14 protein-coding genes are annotated in these 12,406 nt (G+C 71.8%); 4 read left to right on the top strand and 10 right to left on the bottom strand.

Annotated elements, in window-relative coordinates; all coding sequences use genetic code 11:
• Positions 1-17 precede the first annotated feature (17 nt).
• From DJ010_RS08250 to DJ010_RS08235, 4 genes are all read right to left on the bottom strand, one after another.
• A complete protein-coding gene (locus DJ010_RS08250; RefSeq protein WP_109693203.1) occupies positions 18-1,481 on the bottom strand; it encodes an amidohydrolase in 1,464 nt (487 codons plus the stop codon).
• A 269-nt stretch (positions 1,482-1,750) separates the two neighbouring features.
• The gene (locus DJ010_RS08245; protein WP_109693202.1) at positions 1,751-2,617 is read right to left on the bottom strand and encodes an HpcH/HpaI aldolase/citrate lyase family protein; all 867 of its coding nucleotides are present in this window, start codon (positions 2,615-2,617) and stop codon (positions 1,751-1,753) included.
• Entirely contained in the window at positions 2,614-3,708 is a 1,095-nt protein-coding gene (locus DJ010_RS08240; RefSeq protein WP_109693201.1) for an HpcH/HpaI aldolase/citrate lyase family protein, read from the bottom strand. The genes DJ010_RS08245 and DJ010_RS08240 overlap by 4 nt, the downstream gene beginning before the upstream one ends.
• A 68-nt stretch (positions 3,709-3,776) precedes the next feature.
• Entirely contained in the window at positions 3,777-4,586 is an 810-nt protein-coding gene (locus DJ010_RS08235; protein ID WP_109693200.1) for a class I SAM-dependent methyltransferase, read from the bottom strand.
• An 80-nt stretch (positions 4,587-4,666) separates the two neighbouring features.
• On the opposite strand from DJ010_RS08235, the gene DJ010_RS08230 reads away from it, so the two are divergent.
• Positions 4,667-4,966, top strand: a complete 300-nt coding sequence (locus tag DJ010_RS08230) for a hypothetical protein (protein ID WP_109693199.1) — start codon at positions 4,667-4,669, stop codon at positions 4,964-4,966.
• Here the strand turns inward: DJ010_RS08230 and DJ010_RS08225 are convergent.
• The 4 genes from DJ010_RS08225 to DJ010_RS08210 are packed head-to-tail and all read right to left on the bottom strand — an operon-like array spanning position 4,902 to position 7,603.
• A complete protein-coding gene (locus tag DJ010_RS08225; protein ID WP_109693198.1) occupies positions 4,902-5,444 on the bottom strand; it encodes a DnaJ family domain-containing protein in 543 nt (180 codons plus the stop codon). The genes DJ010_RS08230 and DJ010_RS08225 overlap by 65 nt on opposite strands.
• Positions 5,445-5,480: 36 nt before the next feature.
• Complete coding sequence (locus tag DJ010_RS08220) at positions 5,481-6,776, bottom strand: ArsB/NhaD family transporter (RefSeq protein WP_342769480.1); 1,296 nt, start codon at positions 6,774-6,776, stop codon at positions 5,481-5,483.
• Positions 6,773-7,231 (bottom strand): TrkA C-terminal domain-containing protein, encoded by a 459-nt coding sequence (locus DJ010_RS08215; RefSeq protein ID WP_109693197.1) that lies wholly within the window; start codon positions 7,229-7,231, stop codon positions 6,773-6,775. Before DJ010_RS08215 ends, DJ010_RS08220 begins: the two co-directional genes overlap by 4 nt.
• Positions 7,232-7,234: 3 nt before the next feature.
• Positions 7,235-7,603, bottom strand: a complete 369-nt coding sequence (locus tag DJ010_RS08210; RefSeq protein ID WP_109693196.1) for a hypothetical protein — start codon at positions 7,601-7,603, stop codon at positions 7,235-7,237.
• An 87-nt stretch (positions 7,604-7,690) separates the two neighbouring features.
• Here DJ010_RS08210 and DJ010_RS08205 point away from each other — a divergent pair, with 87 nt between their 5' ends.
• Together DJ010_RS08205 and DJ010_RS08200 are read left to right on the top strand one after the other, a co-directional pair.
• The gene (locus tag DJ010_RS08205) at positions 7,691-8,662 is read left to right on the top strand and encodes a sensor histidine kinase (RefSeq protein ID WP_109693195.1); all 972 of its coding nucleotides are present in this window, start codon (positions 7,691-7,693) and stop codon (positions 8,660-8,662) included.
• On the top strand, positions 8,659-9,303 hold the full coding sequence (locus tag DJ010_RS08200) for a response regulator (protein WP_211318714.1): 645 nt from the start codon (positions 8,659-8,661) through the stop codon (positions 9,301-9,303). Before DJ010_RS08205 ends, DJ010_RS08200 begins: the two co-directional genes overlap by 4 nt.
• Before the next feature lie 116 nt (positions 9,304-9,419).
• On the opposite strand, the gene DJ010_RS08195 is transcribed toward DJ010_RS08200, so the two are convergent.
• Positions 9,420-11,384, bottom strand: coding sequence for an ABC transporter ATP-binding protein (locus tag DJ010_RS08195; protein ID WP_109693194.1), 1,965 nt, complete (start codon positions 11,382-11,384; stop codon positions 9,420-9,422).
• Positions 11,384-12,034 carry a nitroreductase family protein gene (locus DJ010_RS08190; protein ID WP_342769479.1) on the bottom strand — a complete coding sequence of 217 codons (651 nt, stop codon included), beginning with the start codon at positions 12,032-12,034 and terminating at the stop codon, positions 11,384-11,386. Before DJ010_RS08190 ends, DJ010_RS08195 begins: the two co-directional genes overlap by 1 nt.
• A 203-nt stretch (positions 12,035-12,237) precedes the next feature.
• Between DJ010_RS08190 and DJ010_RS22910 the strand changes: the two genes are divergently transcribed.
• Positions 12,238-12,372, top strand: coding sequence for a hypothetical protein (locus DJ010_RS22910; RefSeq protein WP_281271126.1), 135 nt, complete (start codon positions 12,238-12,240; stop codon positions 12,370-12,372).
• Positions 12,373-12,406: the final 34 nt, after the last annotated feature.

Raw genomic sequence — 12,406 nt, 5'->3', positions numbered from 1 at the left:
TCCGCCGTCGTTGTCGTTCAAGCGCGGTGGGCGACCCGGCCGGCCACCACCGTGAGCGCGACGGGTGGGCGCTCGGCGGTCAGGGGGTCGTCGTCGAGGACGACCAGGTCTCCGGGGCCGCTTTCCCGGAGGGAGGCGCGGCCGTCGACCGAGGAGGCGAGCGCCTCACGGCGGGTCATCGCCTGCTCGGCGTGCCAGGCCGGGCGGTCGTCGCCGGTACGACGGACGGCGGCGTCGATCGCGAGCCAGGGGTCGAGCGGGGAGACCGGGGCGTCGGAGCCGAGCGTGACCGGCACGCCGGCGTCGAGCAGCCAGCGGAAGGCGAAGCAGCGCTCGGCGCGGTCCGGCCAGATCCGCTCGGTGAGGTCGCGGTCATCGACGAGGTGGTGCGGCTGGACGCTGGCGCGGAGGCCAGCTGCCTTCAGGCGAGCGACGTCGTCGTGGGTGATGAGCTGGACGTGCTCGAGCGAGCCGGTGGCGCCGGTGCGCTCGTAGGCGGTCAGAGCGACATCGACCGCGGCGTCGCCGATCGCGTGGGTCGCGCACTCGAGGCCGTTGGCGTGGGCGCGGGCGAGCAGGTCGGCGAGCTCGTCGGGATCGAGGTTGGGCGCTCCGGCGGGGTGGTCGGTGTGCGCGCCGGAGACATACGGGTGGTGACACCAGGCGGTGCCGGTGTTGAGGGATCCGTCGCTGATGACCTTGAGCGGACCCATGGTGAGCCGCGGCTCGCCCGGCAGGAGCAGGTCGCCGGAGCGCAGGCCGGCGGCGATGGCTGCGTCGAGCCGCTCGGCGTAGACGGCGGTGCGGACCCGGATCAGGTCGGCGCCCTTGCTCCAGCGGTCGCGCCACCGGTCGGGGTCGTCGCCGAACTCCAGGTCGACGACGCCGACGATGCCGAGGGCGGCGGCGCGCTGCTGGGCCGCCTTGTAGGCCGCGGTCTCGTCGTGGACGGCGGTGAGGTCGTCGAGCCGGTTGTAGACCGCGAACCACTCGTCCTCGCGCACCATGTCGTCACGGACGGGCAGTCCCAGGGCGGCCTGCCCGGCCGAGCTGACCCACGCGTGGTGCCCGTCGCCCGCGACCAGCACCACCGGGGTCCCACCCGCCAGCGCGTCGAGCTCGGCGACCGTCCCCTGCCGCGGCCACAACGTCGGCCGGTGCCCCCACCCGACGACCGGCTCGCCCGGGTGGGTGGTCAGCCGCTCCCGCACCAGCGCGAGGGCCTCCTCGACCGAGCCGACCGACCCCGTGTCGAGCCGCGCCGCGCTCGCCGACCACTGGCCGAGGTGGACGTGGGCGTCCCAGAGTCCTGGCATGACCCAGCGGCCGGCGGCGTCGTACTCCTCGACGTGGGCGGGCCGATCGATGGCCGGCTCGACCGCCGCGATCCGCCCGTCCTCGACCAGGATGTCGACCGGGTCGATCGGCACGTCCTCGTCGAGCGGCACCAGCCGGGCGTTGCGGATCACCAGGTCGGGCACGCCCGCACCCTATGCCGACCCGGCTCGAACTCACGCGCGATCACTGCCGACCCGTCGCAAACTCGCACACCAGAAGCGCCGACCCGTCGCAAACTCGCACGCGGACAGCGTCGAGCCGTCGCAAACTCGCGCTCGAACAGCGCCGACCCGGCGTGAACTCGCGCCGGGTCGATGGACCTCAGGAGCGAGTTTGAGCCGGGTCGGCGGGTTTTGAGCGTGAGTTTGAGCCGGGTCGGCGTGTTTTGAGCGTGAGTTTGAGCCGGGTCGCGTCAGGACTGGAGCGCGGCGATCGCGTCGGCGATGGCGAGGGTGCGCTCGGCCGACTCGACGTGGAGGTTCTCGACCATCCGGCCGTTGTAGGTCACGACGCCCGAGCCCTTGCCGTCCTCCCACGCCTGGATCAGCCCGCGGGCGTCCTCGACGGCCTGCTCGGAGGGGGCGAAGCCCTCGTTGGCGCCGTCGACCTGGCCGGGGTGGATGAGGGTCTTGCCGTCGAAGCCCATCTGGCGGCCCTGCTCGACCTCGGCGAGGAAGCCGTCGAGGTTCTTCACGTCGTTGTAGACGCCGTCGATGATCACGATGCCGGCGGCGCGGGCGGCGAGCAGGGCCAGGCCGAGACCGGTGATGACGGGCTGGCGGCCGGGGACGTGCTCGGCGTAAAGCTCCTTGACCAGGTCGTTGGTTCCCATGACGAAACCGGTGAGCCGGTCGGACGCGGTGGCGATCGCGTGCGCGTCGAGCATGGCGATCGGGGTCTCGACCATCGCCCAGAGCTTGGTGTGCTCGGGGGCGCCGGCGGCCTCGAGGGCGGCGACCAGCTGGCGGACCTCGGCGGCGGAGTTCACCTTCGGCACGAGTACGACGTCCGGGCCGGCCGCCGCTGCAGCCTTCAGGTCGTCGTCGTGCCACTCGGTGCCGATGCCGTTGACGCGGATGATGAGCTGGCGCCGGCCGTACTCTCCGGACCGCACCGCGGCGGCCGCGGCCTCACGGGCGGACGGCTTCGCGTCGGGTGCGACGGCGTCCTCGAGGTCGAAGATGATCGCGTCGGCCGGGATGGTCTTGGCCTTCTCCAACGCCCGCTCGTTGGAGCTCGGCATGTAGAGGACCGAGCGCAGCGGCTTGAAGTCGCTCATGCGTCCACCTCGCTGTCGGGGATGGCGTCGTAGGCGGCCTTGAGCTCGGGGTCGATCTCGGCGAGCTGCTCGGCGAGCGCCACCAGCACGAGGCACTGCTTGAGCGAGGCGTCGTCCTCCATCTTGCCGTCGATCATCACCGCGCCGGTGCCGTCACCCATGGCGGCGACGACCCGACGCGCGTGGGCGATGTCCTCGACGCTGGGGGAGAAGACCTTGTTGGCGATCGCGATCTGCTTGGGGTGCAGCGACCAGGTGCCGACACAGCCGAGCAGGAACGCGTTGCGGAACTGGTCCTCGCACGCCACCACGTCGGCGATGTCGCCGAACGGCCCGTAGTAGGGGTAGATCCCGTGCATCGCGCACGCGTCGACCATCTTGGCGATCGTGTAGTGCCAGAGGTCCTGCTGGAAGACCGCGCGCTGCGCGTCGACGCGGGTGTCGCCGTTGGCGTCGCGCGGCGGGTCCTCCCGCACGAGGTAGCCGGGGTGGCCGCCGCCGACGCGGGTGGTCTTCATCTTGCGGTCGGCCGCGAGGTCGGCCGGGCCGAGCGAGAGACCCTGCATGCGCGGCGACGCGCCGCAGATCTCCTCGACGTTGGCGACGCCGCGGGCGGTCTCGAGGATCGCGTGGATGAGGATCGGGCGGCTGATCCCGGCCTTGGCCTCGAGCTGTGCGAGCAGGCGGTCGACGTAGTGGATGTCCTCGGCGCCCTGCACCTTCGGCACCATGATCACGTCGAGCTTCTCGCCGATCGCCGGCACCAGCGTGGTCAGGTCGTCGAGCACCCAGGGGCTGTCGAGCGCGTTGATCCGCGTCCACAGCTGGGTGGGACCGAAGTCGGTGGACTGGGCGATCTTCACCAGCCCCTCGCGGGCGGCCACCTTGTTGTCCGCCTTCACGGCGTCCTCGAGGTTGCCGAGCAGCACGTCGACGGTGCCGACCATCCCGGGGATCTTCGCCGCCATCTTCTCGTTCGACGGGTCGAAGAAGTGGATGGCGCGGCTGGGCCGGGCGGGGATCTCGCGGAGCGGGGCGGGCGCGCCGACGGCGAGCGGGCGGAAGAAGTCCTTGGCACTCTGGTGGCTCACGTGGCGACAACTTACCGGCGGGTCACCAGGCAGCGGTATGACGCATCTCTCGCCGAGATGGGCCGTCGTCAGTCGACCCGCACGACGACGTATCCCTCGCGGGGATGGAGGGTCCCGTCCGGGTCGACGTCGGCGTAGTGGCTGCGGAGCGCCACGATCTCGCGCCGCAGCTCGTCGAACTGCTCAGCAGGAAGCGTGTCCCGCAGCCGGGCGACGATTGGGACGTCCAGCACGCCCTCGAACCACGCGTCCGCGCTCGGGTAGGGCTCGGAGAGCACCACCTCGGCCGCTACCTCGATCCGCCGGCAGGGGAACCACCGGGCCAGCGTCTGCTGATCGGCCCAGAGGTACTCGTCGACCGTGGTCGGCACCGGCGCCTCGGGCAGGAACCGGTTCACGACCTCCAGCGCACGGCCGTTGAACGAGTCGCGTGGATAGGCGGTGAGCAGCAGCCGGCCGCCGGGGCGCAGCACGCGTCGTACCTCGGCCGCCGCACGCTCGGGGCGGGCGGCGTAGACGATGCCGAAGCTCGACAGCGCGACGTCGACGGAGCCGTCGGCGAGCGGGAGCTGCTCCGCATCCGCCACCTGCCACCGCACCTCGAGGCCCTCCGCGGCACAGCGAGCCCGGCCGGCGTCGACCTGTCGTGGCGTGAGGTCGACGGCGGTGACGCGCGCGCCGAGCCGGGCCGCTGTGACGGCGACGTTGCCGGTGCCCGCGCCGATGTCGAGGACGTCGTCCCCCGCTCGGAGCCCAGCGGCCTCGGCCAGCCTGGCTGCCAGCGGCTGCTGCCGCTGCGCCAGCGCGTCGGAGTCGCCTGCGCTGTACGTCGCCCGCTGCTCCTCGCGCCAGGCCTCGGCTGCCGCGTCGTCGATCATGGGCAGACGCTACGGTCCCGCGCGGTCTTTCGTCGACGGGTTGGCGGCGGGTGTCCCCGCGGCGTCGTACCGTCACCTCCATGACCCCCGAGGAGGTCGACGAGTTCGCCCGCTCGCTGGCCGGCTGCAAGCGCAAGGGCACGGCGGCGCGGCCGGCGTGGTACGTCGACGACCGGCTGGTCGCGCGCCTGGTCGACCCGGGAGAGCTGGTGGTGCGCACCTCGTTCGCCGGACGCGAGCGGCTGGTCGCGGACCACCCTGAGACGTTCGGGGTGCCGCCGCGCTACGAGAGGCACATGAAGGTGCAGGCGCTGCTCAGCGGCGACGTCGCAGCCATCTGCGACGCGATCCGGGCGGCGTGGGAGCTGCAGCGGCGGTAGCGCGCCGGCGCGCGGCGCGGCGCTCCCGCCAGGCCGCGAGCGTAGCCTCGACGTCGCGCGGCATCGTGATCAGCGGCGGTCCGTCGACCGGGGTGTAGCGGGCGCGGATCACGCGGGCGTTGAAGTCCTCGACCCGCTTGCGGACCTCCTCCTCGGAGGCCAGCCCGTCGAGCAGGCCGTCGAGCTCGGCGTCGTCCTTGCGCAGCTGGAGCGCCGGCGGCAGCACGGTGATCCGCTCCCGCTTGACGAGCTGCTTGACCCACCAGTCGGGGTCGTGGTCGGCGCCGAGGCCCTCGATCGGCTTGCCCGCCCCGGGAAGGTTGTTGAAGTCGCCGCGCTCCATGGCCCGCCGGATCTGCACGTCGACCCAGGTCTGCTGCTGCTCGATCCGGGCCCGGGCGGCGGCACGCTCGGCCGCCCGTCCACCCACCTCGGCTCCGCGGTCGACGGGCTCCGGCTGCTGCTCCGGGGCGCTCATCACCGCCCACGGTAATAGGTGGCAGGAGGGCGGCTCTCAGGCCAGCAGGAAGTAGCGCAGGTAGACCCAGCCCCACGCCGCGAGCAGCGTGCCGGCGGTGACCACGACGCCGTACTTGGTGAACTGCCAGAAGCTGATCGGCTCTCCTGCCTTCGCCGCGATGCCGAGCACGACGACGTTGGCGCCGGCAGCGACCGCGGTCGCGTTGCCGCCGAGGTCGGCGCCGAACACGAACGCCCACCACAGCGGGCTCTCCGCGCCCTCGTGCGGGGTGGCGGCGACCAGGTCCTCGACGATCGGCACCATCGCGGTCGTGTAGGGGATGTTGTCGACGAAGGCACCCACGACCCCCGAGCCGAACAGCAGCACGGTGGAGGCGAGCAGCTCCTGCTCGCCCATCGCCTCGGCGGCCAGCTCGCCCAGGCGGCCGATGACGCCCACCTCGACCAGCGACCCGACGAGCACGAACAACGCCATGAAGAACGCGAGCGTGCCCCACTCGACCTCCTCGAGGAACTCCTCGGGGGTCGTGCCGGAGACGAGCACGGTCGCGCCGGCGCCCATCATCGCGACCATCGACGGGTCGACGTGCAGCACGGTGTGCAGGCTGAACGCCACCATGACCAGCGCGAGCACGACCAGGCAGCGGACCAGCATCCGCATGTTGGTGATCGCCTCGCGCGGGTGGATGTCGCCGATCCGGTTGTCGAGGTCGACCCGCGCCCCGAGGTCCTTGCGGAACAGCCACCGCGCCGCGACCACGAAGCCGACGAGCAGGATCACCGTCAGCGGCAGGGAGTGGACGAGGAAGTCGACGAAGCTCAGGTCGGCGCGGCTGCCGATGATGATGTTGGGCGGGTCGCCGATGAGGGTCGACATCCCGCCGATGTTGGAGGCGAGGATCAACGAGATGAGGTACGGCGCCGAGGGCAGCCCGAGCTGTCGGCACACCGAGAGCGTGACCGGTGCGACCAGCAGCACGCAGGTCACGTTGTCGAGGATCGGGGCCACCGCGGCCGAGACGAGGATCAGCAGCACCAGCAGCTTGTAGGGGTGGCCGCCGGAGGTGCGGGCCGCCCACAGCGCGAGGAACTCGAAGACGCCGGTCTGCTTGAGGACGCCGACGATGATCATCATCCCGAAGAGCAGGAAGATGACGTTCCAGTCGATGCCGGTCTCGTGGCTGTAGAACGCGGAGCCCGCGTCGACCAACCCGATCACCACCATCGCCGCGACCCCGCCGAGGGCGGCGGCGACGCGGTGGACCCGCTCGGTCGCGATCAGCGCATAGCTGACGATGAAGATCGAGATCGCCGCGGAGGCGAGGATCACGCGGACCGGGCCTCGTGCTCGACGACCTGGCCGAGACCGTCGTACCAGCCGGCCAGGCGCCCGTACCTGCTCACCGCCTTCAACCGGTCCTCGACGTCGGCGACCTGACCGCGGGCGGCGACCACGAGCACCTGGTCACCGGTGCGCAGGTCCGAGGTGGCGGTCGGCACCAGGACGTCCTTGCCGCGGGTGATCAGCGAGACCGCCGACCCCTGCGGCAGCCGCAGCTCGGCGACCTCCACGCCGGCGAGCTTGGAGTGCGGTTCGACCTCGAACCGCAGCAGCACGGCGTCGAGCCGGTCGAGCGTCGCGAAGCCGATCGAGACCTTGTGGACGAAGCTGCCCTTCTCGACCCAGCGCGGCTGCCGGCCGCGGCCGATCGCCAGCCCGATCGCGAACCCGATCGCTGCGGCCAGCATGCCGACCGAGGCCGCCACCTCCCACCACGCAGCCACAGGTCACTCCTCCGGGTCGCGTCGGGGCGACCGGTCGGGGGCGGACGGGGACTTGATGAGGTGCTCGACGGCCGCGACGTCGATGCGGAGCAGGTCGACGTCGAGCCGACCCAGGTCGCTGCGGAGCTTGGCTGCGACGCCGCCCAACGAACGCTCGAGCTCTCCGCCGAGCTCGGACAGCTGGTGCCGCCCGACCCAACGTTCGAGAGCCGGCTCCACCAGCGCGAGCGTGATCCGCTCGACCCCGGTGTTGTGCGTCGGCAGGGCCGGACGCACCTCGGCCTCGACCAGAAGGCGTACGTCCGCACCGTCGCTCGTCGACGCGCGGATCGTCAACGGGACGGTGTCGGGTTCGTCGGAGCGGCGTCGCATGCCACGAGTACAGCCGCCGCGGAGGCTCGGGAGTATGGGGTCCTCCACCCATTTGTCGGGGGTGGTGCGGTGGGCGACGCTGGATCCGTGCAGCTCACCAACTCCTCCCTGTACTGGAAGGTCTGCCTGATCAACGGCGCCGTCCTGCTGGCAGGAACGCTGGTCCTCGTCTTCTCGCCGGCTTCGGTGTCGCGGCGCGTGGTGGTGTCCGAGGCGGTCGTGCTGGTCGTCGGGCTCGGGCTGGTGCTGGTCCTCAACGCGGTGCTGCTGCGTTCCGCGCTCGGGCCGGTGGACCGGGTGATCCGGGCCATGGCCACCGCCCAGCTCGGCGGTCCCGCGCCGCGGCTCGAGGCGGCGGGCGACTCCGCGGGGGCGCGGCTGGTGCGCAGCTACGACGCGATGCTCGACCGGCTCGACGCCGAGCGCCGCAGCAGCAACGCCCGCGCGCTCGCGGCCCAGGAGGCCGAGCGGCACCGGGTCGCCCAGGAGCTGCACGACCAGGTCGGCCAGAGCCTGACCGTGGTGCTGCTCGGCCTGAAGAAGCTCGAGTCGCTGGTGCCGCCCGAGGCACGTGACGAGCTGAAGATGCTGCGCGAGAGCGCACGCGAGGGGCTGGACGACGTACGACGGGTGGCGCGTGAGCTGCGCCCGGGAGTCCTCGAGGACCTCGGCCTCCAGCCGGCGCTGGCCGCGCTCGCGACCGACGTCTCCGCGCGGGGCGGGCCGACCGTGCGTCGTACCTTCGGACCGGGACTGCCGGGCCTGTCCGCCGAGGCGGAGACCGTCGTCTACCGGGTCGCGCAGGAGGCGCTGACCAACGTCGTCCGCCACGCCGCCGCGAGCCGGGTCGACCTCTCGCTGCTCCAGGTCGGCGGTTGCGTCGTGCTCGAGGTCGTCGACGACGGACAGGGGTTCACGCCGCCGGTCGTGGCTGGTGCGGGGTTGGAGGGCATGCGGGACCGGGCGACGCTGGTGGGTGGCTCGGTCGAGGTGAGCTCGCAGCCCGGCAAGGGCACGACCGTGCGGCTCTCGGTGCCGACCGGGCCGGTGGTGTCGTGATCCGGATCCTGCTCGCCGACGACCACACCCTGGTCCGCCGCGGCGTCCGGCTGATCCTCGAGCAGCAGCCCGACCTCCGGGTCGTCGCCGAGGCGGCCGACGGCGCCGATGCTGTGGCCGCGCTGCGGGAGACCGAGGTCGACCTCGCCGTCCTCGACATCGTGATGCCGACGATGACCGGCCTCCAGGCCGCCCGCGAGATCGCGCGGCGCTCCGACGGTCCGAAGATCCTGATGCTGTCGATGCACGACAACGAGCAGTACTTCTTCGAGTCGCTCAAGCTCGGCGCCAGCGGCTACGTCCTCAAGTCCGTCGTCGACGAGGACCTGGTGGAGGCGTGCCGGGCGGCGATGCGCGGCGAGGCCTTCGTCTATCCCGGTGCAATGGGCGCGATCGTCCGCGACTACCTCGACCGCCGGGCGCGGGGCGAGCGGGTGCCCGAAACCGTGCTGACCCCGCGCGAGGAGGAGGTGCTCAAGCTGATCGCCGAGGGTCAGTCGTCGAAGGAGATCGCCAAGACCCTCTCGATCAGCATCAAGACCGTCGAGAAGCATCGGGCCAACATGCTCGCCCGGCTCGGCATGCGGGACCGGACCGAGCTGACGCGGTACGCGATCCGGGCGGGGCTGATCGAGCCTTGAGGCGGGTTCTGGCCGGGCGCGGAATACCCGGTCGGCCGGGTATTCCGCGGGTTGTCCGCCTCTGCAATGCCTGACAACCCGCAGGAGTGGCTGACAACCCCGACGACAGCTCGGGGTCAGAGCGAGATGTCGGCCCGCCGCTCGTCGTACCGGCTCGATCCGGGGCGCGAGAACTGCTCGACGTAGAGCCGGGCGTAGAGGCCGTCGGGGTGGGCGAGCAGCTCCTCGTGCGTGCCCTGCTCGACGACCCGGCCGTCGGCGAGGCCGAAGATGACGTCGGCCGACTGGATGGTGGAGAGCCGGTGGGCGATGGCGATGGTGGTGCGGGAGCGGGTGGCGCGCTCGAGCGCCTCCTGGACCAGCCGTTCGGTCTCGGTGTCGAGAGCGGAGGTCGCCTCGTCGAGGATGAGGATCTTCGGGTCCTTGAGCAGCACCCGCGCGATGGCGAGCCGCTGCTTCTCCCCGCCGGAGAGCCGGTAGCCGCGCTCGCCGGTGATCGTCTCGTAGCCCTCGGGGAAGCTCATGATCCGGTCGTGGATGTTGGCGCCGCGCGCCGCCTGCTCGATCTGCTCGGCGGTCGCGCCGGGGCAGGCGTAGGCGATGTTGTCGCGGATGGTGCCGTGGAAGAGGTAGGGCTCCTGGGTCACCATGCCCACCGCGTCGGCGAGCGAGGAGAGGGTGAGGTCGCGGACGTCGTGCCCGTCGATGAGTACGGCGCCCTCGGTGACGTCGTAGAACCGGGGGACCAGGTAGGTGGCGGTCGTCTTGCCCGACCCGCTCGGGCCCACGATCGCCGCCAGCCGGCCGGGCTCGACGACCATCGACACGTCCTCGAGCGCCCAGCCGCTGCCCTTCTCGACGTCCTCCCCGCCCTCGGCCTCGCCGATCCGCACCCCGCTGTCGCCGAACCGGTCGCGGCTCACCGTGCCCGACAGCGCCCGCGGCTCGGGGTAGCGGAAGTACACGCCCCGCAGCTCGACCCGCCCCTCGATCGTCCGTGGGTCGAGCGCGACCGCGCCGGGGCGCTCGGTGATGGCGGGCTCGAGGTCGAGGTACTCGAAGATCCGGCGGAACAGCGCCAGCGACGTCTGCACGTCGAGGCTGACCCGCATCAGCTGCAGCAGCGGCATCTGGAGCCGGCCCTGCAGCGTGGTGAACGCGACCAGGGTGCCGGCGGTGAGGGTGTCGGCGCTGATCACCGACGAGCCGGTGATGATCCAGCCCGCGACCAGGTAGATCAGCGCCGGGGTGATCGCGAAGAAGGTCTGCACGACGGCGAAGAAGGTGCGGCCGGTCATCGCCTGCTCGACCTGGAGCCGGGTCTGCCGGCGGTTGGCCTCGCGGTAGCGCTCCACCTCCTGCGTCGACCGGTTGAACACCTTGGCCAGCAGGATCCCCGAGACGCTGAGCGCCTCCTCGGTGATCGCCGTCATCTCCGAGAGCGACTCCTGGGTCCGCCGCGCGAGCCGCTGCCGGCGCCGCCCGACCCGCAGCTGCAGCCACACGAACAGCGGCATCAGGATCAGCGTGAGGATCGTCAGCTGCCACGACAGCAGCACCATCGAGATCAGCGCGGCGGTCACCGTCACCGAGTTCTGCACGATGGTCGTCGCGGTGTCGGTCAGCACCGTCCGCACGCCCGCGACGTCGTTGGCCAGCCGGCTCTGGATGGCGCCGGTCTTGGTGGCGGTGAAGAACGCCAGCTCCATCTTCTGCAGGTGCTCGAAGAGGTCGCCGCGGAGGTCGGCCATCGCCGAGTTCCCGACGGTGGAGGTCAGCCAGTTCTGCCCGATGCCGATGAGCGCGGTGACGATCGGGATCACGCACATCCCGGCCACCAGCCACCCCAGCAGCCCGAGGTCGGGCGGCCCGCCGTCGAGCGGGAACAGTGCGTGGTCGAACACCGCCCGCACCAGGAACGGCACCACCGACGTCAGCGCGGCCGAGGAGATGACCGCGACCAGCACCAGCATGATCTGCCGTCGGTAGGGCTTCAGCAGGTGCGCGACCCGCGCCAGCACCGGCTCGCGCGCGTCGACCTCCTCCTCGGACAGGTGGGTCACGACAGGGCTCGGGCGCATCAGTCCCAGCCTGCGCCGTAGCGCCCGCGGTGCGCCACCTCGTTCCAGGGCGTACGACGCCGCCGGGTCGGTGAGCCGGCCGCGCCGGTGCCGCGCGGGGCGGGGTGACCGATGGTGATCGCCCCGATCGGGTGGGGGTCGCCGGACTCGGGCAGGCCGAGCGCGCGTCGTACGTCCTGCTCCCGGTCCTTGACGATCCCGAAGAAGCAGGCACCCAGGCCCGCGTCGGTCGCCGTCTGGAGGATCAGCAGCGCGGCCATCGCGGTGTCGAGGTCCCAGAACGGCATCGGCCAGCGCGACTCGGCGCGGTCGGACCAGCCCTTGTCGGGCTCGGCGTAGCGGTCGAGGTAGGCCGCCTTGACGCTGCACGGCACGATCACGACCGGTGCCCGCATCATCCCCGCCAGCCAGCGGTCGGGCCCCGCAGCGCTGTCGACGTTGTCGGTCGACGCCGCCCAGAACCGTCGTACGTCCTCGGGCCGGTCCAGCACGACGAACGCCCAGCCCTGGGAGAAGCCGGCGCTGGGGGCCCGGGTGGCGTGCTCGAGGGCACGCTCCACGACGGCAGGGTCGACCGGCTCGTCGGTGTAGCTGCGGACCATCCGACGCCGCCTCACGACCTCACAGAACTCCACGCCGAATTGTCTCATTCGGCTGCGGGGGTCTCGATGAAGCCGGTCCGCCGCACTCGCGGGCTCGCGCGGCGGCGGCCACTCGACCTCCTCGCCCTGAGGTAGCCCGCTCGTCCCTCGCGGCCTACCTCGCTCGGAGATCTAAGGCACTTGCCCGATGTGCGGGCCTACCTCAGGCGACGAACCTCGGTGCTGTCGTCGAAAGAACCAGGAGCAAGGCAATGATCCCCTACCTCATCCAGTCCGAGATGGAGTACCGCAAGGACCGCACCCGCAAGGGCATCGCCGCGCAGCGCGGGAGCCGTTCCCGCTCGTCGTGGCTGCGGCGGATGGCCGCCGCCGAGAAGTCGGTCTGACCACCGGCCGCATGGCCGCCCCGTCCCGTGACGC

This window comes from Nocardioides silvaticus (genome assembly GCF_003160695.1).
Lineage (GTDB): Bacteria > Actinomycetota > Actinomycetes > Propionibacteriales > Nocardioidaceae > Nocardioides > Nocardioides silvaticus.
Note: the sequence above shows the minus strand (reverse complement) of the source record. Positions and strands in the feature narration are given on the sequence as shown.

Bases quoted from the DNA above. Each gene is read 5' to 3' on its own strand.
- DJ010_RS08195 (WP_109693194.1), bottom strand. From the start codon at position 11,384: ATGCGCCCGAGCCCTGTCGTGACCCACCTGTCCGAGGAGGAGGTCGAC.
- DJ010_RS08230 (WP_109693199.1), top strand. From the start codon at position 4,667: ATGACCCCCGAGGAGGTCGACGAGTTCGCCCGCTCGCTGGCCGGCTGC.
- DJ010_RS08235 (WP_109693200.1), bottom strand. From the start codon at position 4,586: ATGATCGACGACGCGGCAGCCGAGGCCTGGCGCGAGGAGCAGCGGGCG.
- DJ010_RS08210 (WP_109693196.1), bottom strand. From the start codon at position 7,603: ATGCGACGCCGCTCCGACGAACCCGACACCGTCCCGTTGACGATCCGC.
- DJ010_RS08190 (WP_342769479.1), bottom strand. From the start codon at position 12,034: ATGAGACAATTCGGCGTGGAGTTCTGTGAGGTCGTGAGGCGGCGTCGG.
- DJ010_RS08225 (WP_109693198.1), bottom strand. From the start codon at position 5,444: ATGAGCGCCCCGGAGCAGCAGCCGGAGCCCGTCGACCGCGGAGCCGAG.
- DJ010_RS22910 (WP_281271126.1), top strand. From the start codon at position 12,238: ATGATCCCCTACCTCATCCAGTCCGAGATGGAGTACCGCAAGGACCGC.
- DJ010_RS08245 (WP_109693202.1), bottom strand. From the start codon at position 2,617: ATGAGCGACTTCAAGCCGCTGCGCTCGGTCCTCTACATGCCGAGCTCC.